21 protein-coding genes are annotated in these 17,768 nt (G+C 58.3%); 10 read left to right on the top strand and 11 right to left on the bottom strand.

The genetic code is table 11. The features are described from left to right. Nucleotides 1-5 precede the first annotated feature (5 nt). From ACR0B7_RS08355 to ACR0B7_RS08320, 8 genes are all read right to left on the bottom strand, one after another. A complete protein-coding gene (locus tag ACR0B7_RS08355; RefSeq protein ID WP_170484202.1) occupies nucleotides 6-1,040 on the bottom strand; it encodes a threonine aldolase family protein in 1,035 nt (344 codons plus the stop codon). Beyond that, on the bottom strand, nucleotides 1,040-1,513 hold the full coding sequence (locus ACR0B7_RS08350; protein ID WP_170384822.1) for a YcgN family cysteine cluster protein: 474 nt from the start codon (nucleotides 1,511-1,513) through the stop codon (nucleotides 1,040-1,042). Before ACR0B7_RS08350 ends, ACR0B7_RS08355 begins: the two co-directional genes overlap by 1 nt. Further along, nucleotides 1,510-2,442, bottom strand: coding sequence for a bifunctional riboflavin kinase/FAD synthetase (locus ACR0B7_RS08345; RefSeq protein WP_170484200.1), 933 nt, complete (start codon nucleotides 2,440-2,442; stop codon nucleotides 1,510-1,512). Before ACR0B7_RS08345 ends, ACR0B7_RS08350 begins: the two co-directional genes overlap by 4 nt. A 47-nt stretch (nucleotides 2,443-2,489) precedes the next feature. Further along, nucleotides 2,490-2,933 (bottom strand): MaoC family dehydratase, encoded by a 444-nt coding sequence (locus ACR0B7_RS08340; RefSeq protein WP_170384816.1) that lies wholly within the window; start codon nucleotides 2,931-2,933, stop codon nucleotides 2,490-2,492. Between the two features lie 100 nt (nucleotides 2,934-3,033). After that, the gene (locus tag ACR0B7_RS08335; protein WP_170576582.1) at nucleotides 3,034-3,909 is read right to left on the bottom strand and encodes a TIGR01459 family HAD-type hydrolase; all 876 of its coding nucleotides are present in this window, start codon (nucleotides 3,907-3,909) and stop codon (nucleotides 3,034-3,036) included. A 105-nt stretch (nucleotides 3,910-4,014) separates the two neighbouring features. Then, nucleotides 4,015-5,091 carry a DUF389 domain-containing protein gene (locus tag ACR0B7_RS08330; protein ID WP_170484196.1) on the bottom strand — a complete coding sequence of 359 codons (1,077 nt, stop codon included), beginning with the start codon at nucleotides 5,089-5,091 and terminating at the stop codon, nucleotides 4,015-4,017. Between the two features lie 131 nt (nucleotides 5,092-5,222). Further along, nucleotides 5,223-6,143: a manganese-dependent inorganic pyrophosphatase gene (locus tag ACR0B7_RS08325; RefSeq protein ID WP_170384808.1), complete on the bottom strand. Its 921-nt coding sequence runs from the start codon at nucleotides 6,141-6,143 to the stop codon at nucleotides 5,223-5,225. Nucleotides 6,144-6,243: 100 nt separating this feature from the next. Beyond that, a complete protein-coding gene (locus tag ACR0B7_RS08320; RefSeq protein WP_170576581.1) occupies nucleotides 6,244-7,224 on the bottom strand; it encodes a TraB/GumN family protein in 981 nt (326 codons plus the stop codon). Nucleotides 7,225-7,360: 136 nt separating this feature from the next. Here ACR0B7_RS08320 and ACR0B7_RS08315 point away from each other — a divergent pair, with 136 nt between their 5' ends. From ACR0B7_RS08315 to ACR0B7_RS08290, 6 genes are all read left to right on the top strand, one after another. Continuing rightward, nucleotides 7,361-8,035 (top strand): DUF2161 family putative PD-(D/E)XK-type phosphodiesterase, encoded by a 675-nt coding sequence (locus tag ACR0B7_RS08315; RefSeq protein WP_170484190.1) that lies wholly within the window; start codon nucleotides 7,361-7,363, stop codon nucleotides 8,033-8,035. A gap of 151 nt (nucleotides 8,036-8,186) precedes the next feature. Further along, nucleotides 8,187-8,474 (top strand): co-chaperone GroES, encoded by a 288-nt coding sequence (gene groES, locus ACR0B7_RS08310; RefSeq protein ID WP_170352338.1) that lies wholly within the window; start codon nucleotides 8,187-8,189, stop codon nucleotides 8,472-8,474. 56 nt (nucleotides 8,475-8,530) lie between these two features. Next, nucleotides 8,531-10,174 carry a chaperonin GroEL gene (gene groL / locus ACR0B7_RS08305; RefSeq protein ID WP_170484188.1) on the top strand — a complete coding sequence of 548 codons (1,644 nt, stop codon included), beginning with the start codon at nucleotides 8,531-8,533 and terminating at the stop codon, nucleotides 10,172-10,174. Between the two features lie 176 nt (nucleotides 10,175-10,350). Continuing rightward, entirely contained in the window at nucleotides 10,351-11,193 is an 843-nt protein-coding gene (locus ACR0B7_RS08300) for a DMT family transporter (RefSeq protein WP_170484186.1), read from the top strand. A gap of 38 nt (nucleotides 11,194-11,231) precedes the next feature. Next, nucleotides 11,232-12,005, top strand: a complete 774-nt coding sequence (locus ACR0B7_RS08295; protein WP_170484184.1) for an alpha/beta fold hydrolase — start codon at nucleotides 11,232-11,234, stop codon at nucleotides 12,003-12,005. Continuing rightward, on the top strand, nucleotides 12,002-13,153 hold the full coding sequence (locus tag ACR0B7_RS08290) for an alpha-D-ribose 1-methylphosphonate 5-triphosphate diphosphatase (RefSeq protein ID WP_170576580.1): 1,152 nt from the start codon (nucleotides 12,002-12,004) through the stop codon (nucleotides 13,151-13,153). The genes ACR0B7_RS08295 and ACR0B7_RS08290 overlap by 4 nt, the downstream gene beginning before the upstream one ends. A 62-nt stretch (nucleotides 13,154-13,215) precedes the next feature. Here ACR0B7_RS08290 and ACR0B7_RS08285 read toward each other — a convergent pair whose 3' ends face one another. The 3 genes from ACR0B7_RS08285 to ACR0B7_RS08275 all read right to left on the bottom strand — a co-directional run bounded on the left by ACR0B7_RS08285 (nucleotide 13,216) and on the right by ACR0B7_RS08275 (nucleotide 15,065). Then, complete coding sequence (locus tag ACR0B7_RS08285) at nucleotides 13,216-14,283, bottom strand: 5-(carboxyamino)imidazole ribonucleotide synthase (protein WP_170576579.1); 1,068 nt, start codon at nucleotides 14,281-14,283, stop codon at nucleotides 13,216-13,218. After that, entirely contained in the window at nucleotides 14,276-14,764 is a 489-nt protein-coding gene (purE, locus tag ACR0B7_RS08280) for a 5-(carboxyamino)imidazole ribonucleotide mutase (protein ID WP_170484178.1), read from the bottom strand. The genes ACR0B7_RS08285 and purE overlap by 8 nt, the downstream gene beginning before the upstream one ends. 76 nt (nucleotides 14,765-14,840) lie before the next feature. After that, nucleotides 14,841-15,065, bottom strand: a complete 225-nt coding sequence (locus ACR0B7_RS08275) for a YdcH family protein (protein WP_010441787.1) — start codon at nucleotides 15,063-15,065, stop codon at nucleotides 14,841-14,843. Nucleotides 15,066-15,229: 164 nt separating this feature from the next. On the opposite strand from ACR0B7_RS08275, the gene ACR0B7_RS08270 reads away from it, so the two are divergent. The 4 genes from ACR0B7_RS08270 (at nucleotide 15,230) to ACR0B7_RS08255 (ending at nucleotide 17,710) form a co-directional block, all read left to right on the top strand. Continuing rightward, nucleotides 15,230-15,643: an Hsp20 family protein gene (locus ACR0B7_RS08270; protein ID WP_058275530.1), complete on the top strand. Its 414-nt coding sequence runs from the start codon at nucleotides 15,230-15,232 to the stop codon at nucleotides 15,641-15,643. A 5-nt stretch (nucleotides 15,644-15,648) separates the two neighbouring features. After that, a complete protein-coding gene (locus ACR0B7_RS08265; protein WP_170384781.1) occupies nucleotides 15,649-15,873 on the top strand; it encodes a DUF1150 family protein in 225 nt (74 codons plus the stop codon). Nucleotides 15,874-15,965: 92 nt separating this feature from the next. Further along, a complete protein-coding gene (locus ACR0B7_RS08260; RefSeq protein WP_170484176.1) occupies nucleotides 15,966-16,847 on the top strand; it encodes a PhzF family phenazine biosynthesis protein in 882 nt (293 codons plus the stop codon). Between the two features lie 2 nt (nucleotides 16,848-16,849). After that, a complete protein-coding gene (locus ACR0B7_RS08255) occupies nucleotides 16,850-17,710 on the top strand; it encodes a hypothetical protein (RefSeq protein ID WP_170484174.1) in 861 nt (286 codons plus the stop codon). Nucleotides 17,711-17,768: the final 58 nt, after the last annotated feature.

Raw genomic sequence — 17,768 nt, 5'->3', positions numbered from 1 at the left:
GCGGCCTATAGCAAGGCCAGAAAGCGGTCGATGTCATCTGTACCGATCGACCAGTCGCAAACAAGCCTGCAGGCGAGGGGTTCTTCCTCGTCTGCGCCTTCAAGTTCCGCGCCCCACAGGTGATAGACCGCGCCCGCCTGGTGCAACTGCTTGTGGCGCGCCCGCGAGAACTCTGCAAAGATCATGTTGGCTTGTGGCTCATGCAGGAACGAGGCTCCTTTCGCGCGCAGCCCGTCCGCAAGCCGAGCGCAGTTGGCGTTGGCCTGACGCGCCATAGTCAGCCACAGGTCGTTTTGCAGGTATGCCGCCATTTGCGCCGACAGATAGCGGTGCTTGGAGAACAGGTGCGCCCCGCGTTTGCGCCGCAGTTCAAATTCCCAAGCCTTCGTCTCGTCAAAGAAAACAACGGCCTCAACACCCATCAGGCCGTTTTTAGTGCCGCCAAAGCTGACCACATCCACACCCGATTTCCATGTCATTTCGGCTGGGGAACAGTTCAGCGCAACCAGAGCGTTGGTGAAGCGCGCACCGTCAAGGTGAACAGGCAGGCCGTATTCCTTGGCCACACCGCACAGCGCCTGCAATTCACCCAACGAATACACCGACCCACGTTCGGTCACCTGAGTGATTGAGACCGGACCGCGCTGAGGGCCATGCACGCCGCGCGTTTCTTCGGTCAGAATCGCACCGCGAAGCGCCTCGGGGTTCATCTTGTCGCTGCCGGGCACCAGCGTCAGCTTGGCTCCGCTGTAGAACTCGGGCGCGTTGCATTCATCTTCGTGGATATGGGCGACGGGTGAGCAAAACACTGTTTCCCACGGCTGCGCGAGGGTCGCCAAAGCCAGCGAATTCGCCGCCGTCCCTGTGGCCACCAGATACACCGCCGCACCCGGAGCTTCAAAGACCCCGCGAATCCGATCCCGTACCTCGTTCATCAACGAGTCGGCGCCGTAGGCCATCTGATACCCTTCGTTGGCCGCGTTCAAGGCTGCCATGACCTGCGGGTGAACCGGCCCGGAATTGTCAGAGGCGAAATACATCAGCTAGGCTCCTCGATGATATAGTCTTCCCACTCTTCCATGGGGGTTTCAAACTCGGACACCGTGCGGCCCTGCACGGATATTCCGGCAGCATGCACGCTATCGGGCGTACCAGATATCAAAGGGTGCCAGTCGTAAAGTGGTTTCCCTTCCCACAGCAACCGATAGGCACAGGTTTGGGGCAGCCAATAGGCGTGGCTGTCGATATTGTCCGGCGTCATAACGATACATTCCGGCACGAACTGGTGGCGGATATCGTATTGAGTGCAGCGGCAGGTTTCGTCGTCTAAAAGGCGGCAGGCGACACAAGTCAGGGCGACCTCGCCCGAGTCTTCGTCCTCCAGTTTGTTCAGACAGCACTTGCCGCAACCATCACACAGCGCTTCCCATTCGCGCTGGTTCATTTTAGTCAGCGGTTTACGTTCCCAAAATCGAGGGGCCAGGCCATCGCGGTCAATCGGATCGGTCGTCATAACGCCGCCAGCAGGGTGCGGGCCTTTTCGCAATCAGAGTTCATCTGTGAGATTAACCCATCCAGACCGTCAAAGGTCATCTCTGGGCGGAGATACTCGACCAGACCGACAGACAGGGTCGCGCCGTACAGATCGCCAGAGAAATCGAGCAGGAAAGTTTCAATATTGGGAACTTCGCCCTGAAACATTGGTCGCGTCCCAACCGAAGCCGCGCCGTGATAGCTGCCTTTATGCGGACCGTCGAGCACATCGACCAACACCGCGTAGACGCCAAACTTTGGCGGGTGTAGCCCCTCGATCGACATGTTTGCGGTAGGAAAGCCCAGTTCGCGCCCCCGCTGTTCCCCGCCAATGACTTCGCCTTCGATCCGGTGCCAATGGCCCAGCATGGCGGCTGCATCGCGCGGGCGACCTTCGGTCAGTGCAGTGCGGATCGCGGTGGAGGAGACGATGTTTTCAGACCGCTCCATCAATGGGGCGATGGTGACGCCAAAACCCATCTCGCGCCCAAAGCGGATCATGTCCTCGGCGGAGCCACTTCGCCCTTTGCCGAAACAGAAATCCGCTCCGACAACAACATGGGACAGGCCGAGCCCGTCGCAGATCACATTGCGGGCGAATTCTTCGGGGGTCAAACCAGCAAGAGCTGCATTGAATGGCAGTTCGTACAACTTCTGGACGCCCAGTTTCTCGAGCCGGTGCGCGCGTGCATTGCCGCGCATCAGGCGAAAAGGCGGGGCCGCCGGAGCAAAATACTCACGCGGATGCGGCTCGAACGTCATTACGCCCAGCGGGGCGTCGGGGGCGGCCTTGCGTGCCAGTTCAATGACCGACCGATGGCCGATGTGAACCCCGTCAAAGTTCCCGATCGCGACGCTGGCGCCTCGATCCCGAGGCTCGATATATTGGAAATCCCGAATGGTGCGCATAGCGCTTGCCTAACGGGACTGCCGCCCTTGTTCAAGGGCTTGAAGCATCAGTCGAACTTGCGCGATGGGGCCAGCACCATGGCTTCGCCCACCAACACCTTTTTACCATCAACCGCGCAGTGGCAATCCAGCTTGACCCGGCGTTTGGCAAAGTCGATGTCGATCACCTTGACCTCGGCATAAACCATGTCGCCGGGGCGCACCGGAGCCAGGAATTTCAAGGATTGGCCCATGTAAACCGTACCGTGGCCGGGCAGTTGCTCGCCGATCACGGCTGAGATCAACCCAGCCGTCAGCATCCCATGCGCAATGCGTCCTTGAAAGATCGTGTCGCGGGCGTAGTCATCGTCCAGATGAACCGGATTCCGGTCGGTTGAAACCTGCGCGAACATCTCGATATCTTCGTCCGTTACCACTTTGCGCAGGTGGCGGGTCATGCCCATTTCGATGTCTTCAATGCAGATCGTGCCGCGCGGAAGATTGTCCAACATGTCGCCCTCACTCAAAGCCTGTGGGCAACAAAAAAACTTTAGATGCCCGTGTTTGGCAACTTTATTACTTCGCAAGCGCAGAAAATCAAGCCTTTTCTGCTCAGCGCAAACGTCCGATCGTATAGGTGGGATTTATATTTTCCCTTGCAATGTAAGCGGTTAGGGATTCGTGGTGCGGATGATGCGACGTTTTTGTTTCAGCCGCTGCCAGTCCGCCTGAGATGAACAGAGAATCAATTCCCTCACCCATGCCGCCCAGAATGTCCGTATGAGGCCCGTCGCCGATCACCAAAATATCGCCATCGGGGATATCCTGATCCAATTCTTGCAGCCGACGACGCGCCAGATCGTAGATCGGAGGGTGCGGTTTGCCGAAATAGAGGCTTTCTCCGCCCATCTCGGTGTATAGTTTCGCCAACGCGCCCGCGCACCACTCGCGAACCTCGCCCCGATCAACGACGATGTCCGGGTTGGCGCAGAGCAGTTTCATGCCCTTTTGCTGGGCGAATAGGAAATCCGCCCGGTTCACCGCTGGATCTGCCATGGGATCGAACGGGCCGCAGCATACGATGCCCTCGGCTTCGGCCAGTGGTACGCGTTCGATGTGAATGGGGTGATCCAGCAGCTTCAGCGGTTCAAAGAATCCCGCGTCGCGCTCCCATTCGCCCATGAAATAGACCTTTTGGCCGACGGCCCCACGGAACATGGCTGACCGGGCTGAATCTCCGCTTGTCGCGATCGTGTCGTAGGCGTTGTCGGGAACATTGAACTGTTCAAGCTGCTCTGCGACACCGGCGCGCGGTTTGGGAGAGTTGGTGACCAGAACGACAATTCCGCCTTTGGCACGATATTCCTGAAGGGCGGCGACGGCTTCGGGAAAGGCCGTGATGCCGTTGTGAACGCATCCCCAAAGGTCCACGAACAGAGCTTTGTAGCGGTCAGAGATTTCAGAAAGCGAATGGACGATCTGGGTCATGTGCGTGCCCTCGGGGTCAAAGGTCGAAGTTGCGTCAGCTATGGCAAAGCTGGTTCGTTTTGACCATCCCACAATGCAAATAACAGGGGTTGCGGCCTTTGCGCGTCAGTTTTCTTCGGAAATATCTTCCACGCCCGGTGCCTGCTGGACGTTTTCAGTGCCCAGTATGACCTGCGCACCAATCCTGTTCTGAAACCGAACCACGACCAAATAGCCGGGCCCCAATTCGTCTTGCAAAACATCGACCAAAGGTTGTTCGCGCAGGCTTTCAGGAAGCAGTCCGGCAATCGAGGAAACCTTGAAAGCGGCTTCGATGGGAAGATCGACGATCAGCCATATGTCCGCGTGTTTGCGCTTGGGGTTTACATCTACGCGGATGATCTCGACCGAAACGGGGTCGGCCCAATCTCGAATTGTCTGCGCGACCCGCGACTCGGTCCGGGTTTCGAGATAGCGATTATAGGTGGACTTCCCCAGTTGCAGGACAACGGCCGCCAGAAATGCCAGCGTCACGAATACGCTGGCCGTAAAGTTCAGCTTGCGCTTGCCTTTGCTGAAGACAACGGAACGTGCGGCATAAACGATATATACCGAACAGGCAGACAGGATGATCGCACCAAGGTTTGTTGCAAAGAGCAGCCCGGCTTCATAGGCGTCGGCGGGTTCACCAAAATACAATAGTACGCCTGATGCAGACAAAGGCGGAACCAGCGATACGCCGATGGCCGCTCCGGGTAGAAGGCTGGCCTCGGACCGGTTGATCTGCACATAAGCGGCTGCCACGCCAGCGGCGAGAGCCACAATAAGGTCTTCGGTTCCGGGATCTGTTCGGGCAAGTACTTGGTCGGGGATCAGGATGCCGCGTGGAACATCGGCGATATAGACGAGAAACCATGCCAGAAAGACACACAGAAATGCTGCTGCACAAACCGTGAGGGCAAGGGAAAGCGCCCGTTTCAGCCACCCCATGACCATCGCCGCTGCGACCCCGAGTATCGGAGACATGAGCGGAGCGACCAGCATGGCGGCGATAACCACGGCACCGGAATCGCGCAGCATACCCATCGTGGCAATGACCACCGACAGGGTCAGCAGCATGGCAAAGCGCCGCCAATATGCGGCTTTGTCCTTGCCCTCGAACCGCAGGATATCCCTGGTCGTGCTATAGTTGAGCATGCTCATGCATTTCGTTAGATCCGCGTTTCCGCCGTAGCTTTGATCAGAGTAGCAACGGAAATGGTTCTCGCAAATCTCTAGATGCAAACAAAAAAGGCGCCCAAGCTGGGCGCCTTTTCAACAACAGTAAAGTCAGATCAGACTTTGAGGTTCGGGATGATCTGCTTCTTGCGGCTCATGATGCCGGGAAGAACAACGGCGTCGCCATCAACGCTTGCGCCAAAGCTTTTCTCGGCGACGGTTTTGACCAGATCGTTGGGGACCAGCAGGGTGGCCTCTTCGTTCAGGATGTCGACCACGAACAGCAGAACCTGATCCACGCCGTCTTCCTTGGCAACATCGGCCATTGAAGTTGCGAGGCTGTCCTTGCGGTCCAGCACAACGCCCGGAGCGGTGGTTTCCAGAACCGAGACGCGGAACTTGGTGCCGTCGACCTCGTATTCCTTGCTGTCCATGCGGATCAGTTCCGCATCCGAGAACGAGGAAACGTCTGATTTCGCCGCGAACATGTCAGCAGCATAGGCCGAGACGTCCAGACCCAGCTCGGCGGCCAGTTTCTCGGCCACGGCGCGGTCATGCGCGGTGGTGGTGGGCGAGCGGAACTCCAGCGTGTCCGACAGGATGCAGGTCAGCGCCGCGCCTTTGATGGCCTCGGGCATTTTGGCTGCGTCGTCGCCCATCAGGTCAACCATGATCGTCGCGGTGCAGGCCAGCGGACGAACGGTGATGTCGATCGGGCCTTTGGTTTCCAGACCGCCTACCAGCTTGTGGTGGTCGATGATGGCACGGATGTCGGCGCTGTTGACGCTGGCGGGCAGCTCGGCGGGGTTGTTGGTGTCTACGATGACAACCGGCGCGTCGGCTTCGACGTCGTCAATGATGCGCGGCTTGGGCAGGTCCCAGCGTTGCAGCATGAACGCCGCTTCGGTGTTGGGTTCGCCCAGCAGTACGGGCTCGGCCTGTTCGCCTTTGACTTCGTTCAGGTACCACGACCACAGGATCGGAGAACCGGTGGAATCGGTGTCGGGGGATTTATGTCCAAATACGAGGGTTGTCATGTCAGCGTCCTGAGGATGGTAATTTTGCGCGCCTTATAGGGCGGTCCTGCAGGCTTGTCACCTGCCCACCGGTAAACTGCGACGATGGGTATAAGATTGCTTAGAAATCGGCCCTTTCCAAAGTGTATCCGCTTTGCTCCAACTGTTTCAGCAGGCCGTGTTCGCCCCCAAGGTGGCCTGCACCGACCGCGATCACCGCCATCTGATCCTGAATGTCCAGAATGTGCCGCATCCAGTTGTTATTGCGCTCGACCAGAAGCTGCTTCTCGAAGCCGCCCCATTCCTCGTCAAAAATCTCTTGCGTCAGGCCCGAACTCTCAAGACCCTGCAGGCGGGCGAATTGGATGATCTCTCCGTGCTTTTCTTCCAAATACGTGTTGAGCATGGTGGTGAGCTGATCTTCGCTGCTTTCAAAGGCATCCGCCATCCGAACCAGGGATTGCACCTGCTTTTCCATTGGGAATTCGTCGAACATGGCCATCAGCTCGTCGATCTGCTCGAGCGAGTGCTGCGGGATGCCGTTTTCCTTTGCCAGGTCTGTCAGGCGCGCATCCATGCCGTAATTGGCGTCAGGATCCTGAATCATGCAGGGAGGGACGCCTAGGGTCATGCTCAGGAACCACGGGCGCATTTTCGCACCCATCCAACCGGGAATCCCGCGATCCTCCAAGCCCTTGGATAGTGCGGCCCAGTCCTCTTCGGACATCATGTCGATCAAAGTTGGTCCGGACGTGATCAGAACCGGGCTGAGGTCTTGCGCCAGATCCTTCTGAAACGCGTCCATCTCGGATTTGGTCACCTCGAAGTAGAACACATCGGCTTGGCTGAGGGTCGGGGCCAGTCTTTCGACCACGGCGTCCATGCGTGGGTCGTTGGTATGCACCGTGCCGATCAGGTGCAGAACCGTGTCGCCCTTCGTGGCGGTCCAATGGTTGCCTTCGGGAAAGGGGAAGTCGGTCAGGGACTGTTGCAATTCCTCCTGCATCTCGGCCGACATGTCGGACCGCAAATCCCGCCCTTCACAAGCCGCATAAGCGGACAGCGGCAAAAGTGAAAAGAGAAAGACAAAGAGAAAACGCATCAGGACCATCCCGTTTAACCACGTACAGATATGTGTCGCGACCTTGCCTTGCTCAAGGTGTCGGTTCAAGCGACTTGGAGGCGGGCAAGGCCGATCTGTGTCTGGCATTCCACAGCAAAACGCCTAGCATAGAAGGATGAACCGCGAGCAGGACCTTTATCCCCCCATCAAAACGCTGCTGGAGCGTCAGGGTTACACCGTCAAAGGCGAGGTTGGCGCGGCTGATATCGTTGCTATTCGCGCTGATGAAGAACCGGTGATTGTCGAGTTGAAGCTGCGGTTTTCATTGGCGTTGTTCCATCAGGCCATCACCCGACTGAAAGTGACCGATCAGGTCTATATCGGGGTGAGCAAACCGACCGGACGCACGGCGCGACGTGCTTTGAAGGACAATGTTGCGCTGTGCCGACGCTTGGGGTTGGGCCTGATCACGGTCCGCGCGGATGGCGCGGTTGAGGTGCAGTGCGATCCCGGCCCCTATGCGCCGCGCAAAAACAAGGCCAAGGCTGCTCGGTTGCTGCGCGAGTTTGACCGGTTGGAGGGTGACCCCAACGCCGGAGGTGCCACGCGGCATGGGATCGTAACGGCCTACCGCCAGGATGCCCTGAGATGTGCCGCCCACCTTGCCGAACAGGGCGCCACCAAAGGGGCCGAGGTCGCCAAGGCCACCGGTGTTTCCGAAGCCACCCGCCTGATGCGGGACAATCACTACGGCTGGTTTGATAAAATAGAGAAGGGCGTCTATTGCCTGACCGAAGCTGGCCAAGAGGGGCTGAAGCATTGGGCCTACAGTTGGGACCAGCCGGAATAAGACCCAACGTCAAAAAAACTATCACTGCTTGTTGACTCGGGGTTTTGAACTCCCTAGCTATGCGTCGTTATCACTCTCACACCCTGAGTGCTAACGCCCCGCCATCCGGCGAGGGGAGGATTAACAACTTTGAGCCCAAGGAGCTGCAAAGATGGCATTGAAACCGCTTCATGACCGTGTGCTGGTTCGCCGTACCGAAAGCGAAGAAAAAACCGCAGGCGGCCTGATCATTCCTGACAGCGCAAAAGAAAAGCCCAGCGAAGGCGAAGTCGTTGCAACCGGCGAAGGCGCGCGCAAGGACAGCGGCGAGCTGATCGCAATGGCTGTAAAAGCTGGCGACAAGATCCTGTTCGGCAAATGGTCGGGCACCGAGGTTCAGGTCGACGGCGAAGAGCTGCTGATGATGAAAGAAAGCGACATCATGGGGATCATCGAGTAAGCCCAAGCGCTTCACTCTGATCTTCGTTCCCAACTTATTTCTCAAGGAGAAACGACATGGCTGCAAAGGACGTCAAGTTCGACACCGATGCCCGTAACCGTATGCTGGCAGGTGTGAACATCCTGGCCGATGCTGTTAAAGTGACCCTGGGCCCCAAAGGCCGCAACGTGGTTCTGGACAAATCCTTCGGCGCACCGCGCATCACCAAAGACGGTGTTTCGGTTGCCAAGGAAATCGAACTGGAAGACAAGTTTGAAAACATGGGCGCGCAGATGGTGAAAGAAGTCGCCAGCCGCACCAATGACGAAGCCGGCGACGGCACCACCACCGCAACCGTTCTGGCACAAGCCATCGTTCGCGAAGGTCTCAAGCAGGTTGCTGCTGGCCTGAACCCGATGGACCTGAAGCGCGGCATCGACCTGGCGACCGCCAAGGTTGTTGAAGGCATCAAAGACGCGTCGCGCGAAGTCAAAGACTCGGCAGAAGTTGCTCAGGTTGGCACCATCTCGGCCAACGGCGAAGCCGAAATCGGCCAGCAGATCGCAGACGCGATGCAGAAGGTTGGCAACGAAGGCGTCATCACCGTCGAAGAAAACAAAGGTCTGGAAACCGAGACTGATGTTGTCGAAGGTATGCAGTTCGACCGTGGCTACCTGTCGCCTTACTTCGTCACCAACGCAGACAAGATGATCGCAGAGCTCGACGACTGCATGATCCTGCTGCACGAAAAGAAACTGTCCTCGCTGCAGCCGATGGTTCCGCTGCTGGAGCAGGTGATCCAGTCGCAGAAGCCGCTGCTGATCATTGCCGAGGACGTTGAAGGCGAAGCGCTGGCGACTCTGGTTGTCAACAAACTGCGCGGCGGCCTGAAAATTGCTGCTGTCAAAGCACCGGGCTTCGGCGATCGCCGCAAAGCCATGCTGCAGGACATCGCAATCCTGACCGGCGGTCAGGTCATCAGCGAAGACCTGGGCATGAAGCTCGAGTCCGTCACCATGGACATGCTGGGCACCGCCAAGAAGATCGAGATCACCAAAGACGAAACCACCATCGTTGACGGTGCTGGCGAGAAAGCCGAGATCGAAGCACGTGTTGCGCAGATCCGCACTCAGATCGAAGAAACTTCGTCGGACTACGACCGTGAGAAGCTGCAAGAGCGCGTTGCCAAACTGGCAGGCGGTGTTGCTGTGATCCGCGTCGGTGGCATGACCGAAGTTGAAGTGAAAGAGCGTAAGGACCGTGTAGACGATGCTCTGAACGCGACCCGCGCTGCTGTGCAGGAAGGCGTTGTTGTGGGCGGCGGTGTTGCTCTGGTTCAGGCCGGTAAAGCATTGGAAACTCTGGAAGGCGCAAACGCTGACCAGAACGCAGGCATCAACATCGTTCGTAAGGCAATCGAAGCGCCGCTGCGCCAGATCGCCGAAAACGCAGGTGTTGACGGTGCGGTTGTCGCTGGCAAGATCCGTGAATCTTCGGAAGCAGCCTTCGGCTTTAACGCCCAGACCGAAGAATATGGCGACATGTTCTCGTTCGGCGTGATCGACCCGGCCAAAGTTGTACGTACCGCTCTGGAAGACGCGGCATCGGTTGCTGGTCTGCTGGTCACCACCGAAGCGATGGTTGCTGATCGTCCGGCCAAAGAAGGCGCGGCACCTGCAGGCGGCATGCCCGACATGGGCGGCATGGGCGGCATGATGTAAGTTGCCTAAGCCTTAGTGCTTATGGATGGGGTCGCCTTTTGGCGGCCCCGTTTCGTTTGGAATGCCCGCTGCGCGGTCATGCCTCCGGCGGAAGTATTTTTGAACAGAAGAAAGTTGGGGTTTCGTTTGCGGGAAAGTGAGTGTGCAAACGGCGTGGAACCCGCTATGCGGTGGGTATGCGACTGTTTTTGCTCACTGCCCTGACCATGTGCGCTTTTGCGGCGAATTCGATTCTGAACCGGCTGGCCATCGACAGCGGCGCTGCTGATCCCGCTGGGTTTGCCGTTGTGCGCGTTCTAGCCGGGGCTGCGGTTTTGGCGGCGCTCGTCTTTCTCAGAGGTGGGCGCCTGCCGTTGGGAAACACACGCCGGATAGTCGGGGCCGGGTCACTGTCATTGTACATGATCGGCTTTTCGATTGCTTACCTGACGCTGGACGCGGGATTGGGCGCGTTGATCCTGTTCGGTGTCGTCCAGATCACCATGTTTGCGGTGACGTCGGTGACCGGTACCGCTCCGGGCGCTCGCCAGATTGCTGGGGCCGCGATTGCACTTGCCGGGCTTGCCTGGGTTTTATGGCCCTCTGGCGAAGTGCGCGTGGACCCGGTTGGCGCAGCCCTGATGACTGCTGCTGGCGTGGGCTGGGCTATCTATTCGTTGGTCGGCCGGTCCGAGCCGGACGCATTGGCCGGCACCGCAGCCAACTTTGTTGTTGCGCTGCCGGTCACGGGGTTGGTGCTGTTGTTCGGCGGCACCGACTGGCACATGACTGTGAACGGTTATCTGCTGGCTGCCCTTTCTGGGGGTGTCACGTCTGGAATGGGTTATGCGCTTTGGTACCGTGTTCTGCCGCAGCTGGCTCCGACCACGGCGGCGGTGGTCCAGTTGAGCGTTCCGATCATCGCGATTGCTGGCGGTATTGTCTTGTTGGGTGAGGTCGCTTCTCTGCGCCTTGTTCTTGGTGCAGCACTTGTGTTGGGTGGCATTGCGCTGGCGGTCCTTAGGTTGCAGCAGCGCTAGGGGTTTTATTACCCTCTGTTTGGGCTTATCTGGCCGCTATGAGATACCTGCTTGCCCTTGTTCTTTTTCTATTTCCTGCCGTTTCGCAGGCAAAATGCGTTGTGCTGTTGCATGGGCTGGCCCGCACCGAAGCGTCCTTTACCGTGATGGAGCAGTTGTTCAAGGCGCATGACTATACGGTCGTGCGGCCCGGCTACCCGTCGACGGATCTGCCGATTCCTGAACTGGCCAACCAAACTCTGCCCAAAGCATTTGCGGCCTGTGGTGACGATGCGGTCAATGTCGTGGCCCATTCGATGGGGGGCATCCTCCTGCGGTACTGGTTGCAGGACAATCAGCCCGAGAACCTGGGCCGCGTGGTCATGCTTGGACCGCCTAATCAGGGCAGCCAACTGGTCGATGAATTGGGCGCATATGAGGTGTTCGGAATGCTCCACGGGCCTGCTGGTCTGGCGCTAGGAACTGGCCCAGAAGGGATAACGGCCCGGTTGCCGCCGGTTGATTTTGAGTTGGGGGTAATCGCGGGTGAGAATTCTCTGAACCCTTTGTTTTCCTCAATGATCGATGGCAAAGACGACGGCAAGGTCTCTGTCGAAACCACCAAAGTCGACGGCATGAAGGACCATATCGTCTTGCCTGTGACTCATACGTTCATGATGAACAACCCGCGCGTCATGGCTCAGGCGCTGCATTTTATCGAGTTTGGCCAGTTCGATCCGGAAATCACGTGGCTGGACGGGGTGCAGGATATCATTGATGAAATCTGTATCGGGCAGGATTGCTCGGAACCTGCTTCGGAGCCCTCGCAATGACCCCGCTCAACCTGACACTGACCGGGGCGGAGGTTCTGTTGCCCGACAGTGGCCTGACCTCTGCCGACCTGTCATTGGCCGAGGGGATCATTCGGTCTGACCGTACCGGACGGGTCATCGACCTGTCGGGGTACCTTGTACTACCTGGCATCATTGACCTGCAAGGCGACGGGTTCGAGCGCCATATCGCGCCGCGCCGAGGGGCGATGAAACAGATGGATGAGGGTATTCTGTCGGTCGAGTCCGAGCTGGCCGCCAACGGAATCACAACCGCTGTTTTGGCGCAGTTCTACAGTTGGGAAGGCGGCGTGCGCGGTCCCGAATTTGCGGGGCAGGTGTTTGATGCGATTGCTTCGGTAAAAGGTCGCGTCGTTACCGATCTGATGCCTCAACTGCGGTTTGAGACGCACATGCTGGACGACTACGCCGGCCTGCCGGAACGGATCAAGCAATGGCAAGTGCCCTATGTCGTTTTCAACGATCACCTGCCGCATGACCGTCTGTCGGAAGGACGCAAACCGCCGCGCCTGACCGGACAGGCGCTGAAGGCCGGGCGCAACCCGGACAAACACTTTGAGATGCTGCTGTCCATGCACGCGCGCAGTGCCGAGGTGCCTCAGGCGCTGGATGATCTCTGCGCTGCGCTGGCGGGACAGGGGGTGCGCATGGGCAGCCACGATGACGCGACCTCGACAACCCGGACCGACTGGCGAAATCGGGGCGCGCGCATTTCCGAGTTTCCCGAAACGCTTGAGGCAGCCGAGGCCGCCCGTTCTGCTGGAGATCACGTTATTCTGGGGTCCCCGAATGTGGTGCGTGGCGGATCGCATAAAGGTAATGCCAGTGCGCTTGACTTGATCGCCATGGGGCTGTGCGACGCTCTGGCCTCGGACTACCATTACCCCAGCCCACGTCGTGCCGCATTGATGTTGGCCAAAAGCGGTCTGCTGGATTTTGCCGGTGCCTGGAGCCTTGTATCCTCCGGCCCGGCGCAGGTTCTGGGACTGCAGGACCGTGGCACGCTGGCACCCGGCCAACGTGCCGATCTGGTCATTTTGGACGCTAAGACACACCGGGTTGCCACCACAATGGCAGCAGGCCGGATCAGCTACATGGCCGGAGATATCGCGGCCCGGTTCCTAGCCTGATCCGCAGGCTTCATCTGGCTAAAAATATCCCCGCCGGAGGCATCGCGCGACAGCGCGATTTCTCAGCGGACGATACGGTTGAAATGGCCCATCTTTCGACCGGCTTTAACGTCTGCCTTGCCGTATAGATGCAGCGCCACGTCCCGTTCCTGTGCCAATTCCGGCACGCGGTTCATGTCGTCGCCGATCAGGTTCTCCATCACCACGTCTGCGTGACGCTGCCCGTCGCCCAAGGGCCATCCGGCTACCGCGCGAATATGCTGCTCGAACTGATCCACAGCACATCCGTTCTGTGTCCAATGGCCCGAGTTATGTACGCGCGGAGCGATCTCGTTCACGATCAGGCCGCCGGGCGTGGCAAACAGCTCGACCCCCATCACGCCCACATAGTCCAAGGCGTTCAGGATATTGGCGGCCAGCAAAATCGCATCCGTGCGCTGCGCCGGGCGCAGACGTGCCGGGACGGTTGTCGTATGCAGGATGCCATCGCGATGTACGTTTTCACCGGGGTCGAAACAGGCCACCTGACCATCCAGCCCGCGGGCCGCAATGATCGAGACCTCGTGACTGAAATCGACAAAACCTTCGAGGATTGCGGGCGCACCGGCCATGTCTGCCAAAGCGGTCTCGGCGTCCTCGGGGGTGCGTAGTCGGGCCTGCCCCTTGCCGTCATAGCCGAAACGACGGGTTTTCAGAATCGCAGGCGTTCCGATTTGTTCGATTGCGGCCTTCAGGCTGTCCAAATCAGTGATGTCGGCAAATGGCGCGGTTTGCAGGCCCAACCCTTGCAGAAAAGTCTTTTCGGTCAGGCGATCCTGACTAACGCGCAACGCCTCGCGTCCGGGGCGAATGGGGCGGTGAGATTCCAGAATGTCCAACGCCTCAGTCGGGATGTTTTCAAACTCATAAGTGATAACATCAACCGACTCGGCAAAGGCTTTCAAAGCGTCGGCGTCGTCATATGCTGCCGTGGTCACCCGGTCGGCCACCTGACCGGCAGGAGGGTTCGCGCCGGGCTCATAGATATGAGTGACGAATCCCAGACGGGCCGCTGCAACGGACAGCATCCGTCCCAACTGACCACCGCCAAGAATACCGATCGTTGCGCCGGGCTGCAGCATCTCAGTCATCGACAGGCTCCTGCGGGATTGAGGCCGACAACGCATCGCGCCACGCGTCCAGCCGTTCTGCCAGTGCGTCGTCCTGCAAGGCCAGTATGCCAGCGGCCATAAGCCCGGCATTGGCACCACCCGCCGATCCGATGGCCATGGTCGCCACGGGAAACCCTTTGGGCATCTGCACGATGGAATAAAGCGAATCGACCCCGGACAAAGCCCGCGTCTGAACAGGCACCCCAATCACCGGCACCCGCGTTTTCGAGGCCATCATTCCCGGTAGGTGCGCTGCTCCGCCCGCACCGGCAACAATCACTTGGAGGCCACGCGACACGGCGGTTTTTCCATAGTCCCAGAGGCGGTCAGGGGTACGGTGCGCTGAGACAATGCGCTTTTCATACGCAACGCCCAATTCATCCAGAATGTCTGCGGCTTCTTTCATCGTGGACCAGTCCGATTGACTGCCCATGATGATCCCCACTTTCACGTCGCTCATCCGCTTTTGCCTCTGCCTTTGGAAAGAGCGCGCACTATAGCCAAATCCGCTTTTGTGGCAATGCGGTACAGCGCGTTCAGGCGATGATATCTGGGGTCAATCGGTCTTCGATCAGGCGGATGATGTCTTTCAGGCGCAGTTTTTGTTTTTTCAGCCGTTTGATCGTCAATTGATCGGACGTGCCCTTGGCCTGCAACGCTTCGATCGCCTCGTCCAGATCACGGTGCTGGCGGCGAAAAACCTCCAGCTCTACCCGTAAAACCTCATCTGTTTTCATTGAAAGATCGGTGGGCGCGTTCATGGGCGACTCGGTGGTTATTGTGGTGCTTATCACACAAGATAGTGTGTCAGGCGTTATCCCGCCAGACCTTGTGGACATCCTGGTTTCTTCCCATATTCTATAGCATGCGGTTGCCAGAAAGGGGCCGCAAAACACGTCGCTTTGACAATAAAGGACGAAAATACGTGTCAAAACTTACTCTTGGCTCATACCCGCATCTTCTGGGGTTCGAGCAATTGGAACGCCTTCTGGAACGGTCTGCAAAGGCCGGCAACGAAGGATACCCGCCCTATAACATCGAACAGACCTCGGACTTTTCGTATCGCATAACTCTGGCGGTAGCCGGGTTCGCGGAAGAGGATTTGTCGATCACCATCGAGGATCGCCAACTGGTGATCCGGGGCCGTCAACGCGACGATAGCGAAGGACGCATCTTCCTGCATCGCGGCATCGCGGCGCGCCAGTTCCAGCGCATGTTCGTGCTGGCCGACGGGGTCGAAGTGGGCGAGGCGATCATGGAAAACGGTCTGCTGCATGTGGACCTGACCCGCGCGGTGCCCGAAACCGTGGTGCAAACGATCAACATAAGAAAGGGGTAAGAGCAATGAATACACCGATCGAACTGAACACCGAAGGCGACCGGATCGTTTATGTCAAAACGGTCGAAGTCGCTGATCTGCCTCGGGAAGTCCGCGAGCAGGCCGGTGATCTTGAACTGCTGTACGCCGTTCATGATTCCGAAGGGCAGCGGCTTGCATTGGTGGCCGACCGAAAGCTGGCCTTTAACCTAGCGCGGGAACATGATTTCTCGCCGGTTGCGGTCCACTGAATCAGCCTGCATACGATTTACCCGTGACATCTTCCTCGTGCCGGGTGAGATATGCGAACTTGAAGCGGTTTGCGTAGGGAAAGGCGCGGGGAATGGGCTGGTTCGACTTTGACTGGGTGGACGCCTTCAGCGACCAAGCCTTCGGCGGCAATGGATGTGCTGTGGTTCATGGCGGCGCGGCCCTGCCGGACGATATCTGCATGGCCTATGTGCGCGAGACTTCGCTTGTCGAATGTACGTTTACGGGTCCGTCAGATGTGGCCGACATCCGGGTTCGCTATTTTCTGGCAAGCCGAGAGATTCCCTTTGCCGGGCACCCAACCATCGCGACCGTTGAAGCCATGCGGTCGCGCGGTCTTTTCAAGGGCGATTCGCTGTTGCTTGAAACTGGGGTAGGGGTCGTTCCGGTTCGTCTGAACGGGGATGAGATCGAAATCACTCAGGTCGCACCGCAGTTCGGTGATTGTGTCCCCGCGAATCTGGTTGCCGCTGCCGTAGGTCTACCGGAAGAAGCGATCATTTCGCCTCCGCAATTCGTATCCACGGGGCTGCCCTTTTGCATCACCGTTCTACGCGATCACGATGCGTTGCGGGCCGCAAGTCTGGATGTGGACTCGCTGCGCGAAATAACGGAAATGGCAGGGTTCTCTGGCTCTGATATGGCCGAGCCTTTCCTCGTGACCTTAAAAGGTGCGACCGAGGCAGGTGACACGTTTTCGCGCTTGTTGCTTGCCCCGCCCAGCCCGCCAGAGGATCCGTTCACCGGGTCTGCGACCGGTGCAATGGCTGCCTATCTGTGGAAACATGGGCTGATGTCAAAGGATTCATTTACCGCCGAACAAGGGCACGACATGGGGCGTCCCGGTCAAGCCACCGTTACTCGAGTCGGGTCATGCGACGCGATGACGGGTATCCGGGTCGCGGGAAGTGGGCGCGTTTTGATGCGCGGTCAGGTCGATCTTACCGAGGTATAGCTATGAACGAACCCGCGATTGCCATTTTGCCTTATGGACACCGTTTGGGGCCAAAGCTGGCGTCAGTTCCCTTGTCCGAAATGATCTGGCCCGAAGGCTGCCCGGACCGATTGACCGGCAAGACTGTCGGAGACCTTGAGGTCACGGATCACCTGATCATGTACCCCAATTCCACGGTCCACATGCGCCTGCGGCGCGGCACTCGGGCACAGATATCGTTGATGATGGGAGAGCCTTCTGCCATCCACGGTAAACACGACCGGATACTGCGCTATACATGGCGGCGGTTTTTCCGGGTCATGACGTTCCACGATGCGCTGCTGGGCAGCATCCCAAACGCTGTATTCCTGCCCTATGGCGTGACAATGATCCCCGACTGGCAAGATTTGGACGTCACAAAAGTCAAATCATGCTCGCTGATCGCTTCGGCCAAACGTGATCTTGAAGGGCACCAATTGCGCCATTCCGTGATCGATTGGGTGCGTCGGACCAACGCAGATGTCGACATCATGGGGCGCGGTTACAATCCGTTCGACCTTAAGTCTGACGGGCTGGCCCCTTACCGCTATTCCGTCGTGATCGAGAATGTGCGCGAGCGGAACTATTTCTCGGAAAAGCTGACAGATACGATCCTGTGTTCTGCCGTTCCAATATATTGGGGCTGTCCAAACATCGGCGATTTCATGGATACGTCCGGCATGATCATCTGCGAATCCGAGGATGATATCCATCGCGCCATTCAGACGGCGTCAGATGAGGATTACGCAACGCGCTTGCCGCACCTACAAGCGATACAGCCAAAGGCGGCCGAGTTCGGTGATTTTGAAGGCCGAGCAGTCGCGGCCCTACGCGCGGAACTATAGCCTGAAACAGAAAAGGCTCCCGCGATGCGAGAGCCTTTCATAGAGTGTCAGCAGTGTC

This window comes from Ruegeria sp. BB6, assembly GCF_056539385.1.
The sequence above is the reverse complement of the archived record's forward strand: the minus strand, read 5'-3'. Positions and strand labels throughout refer to the sequence as shown.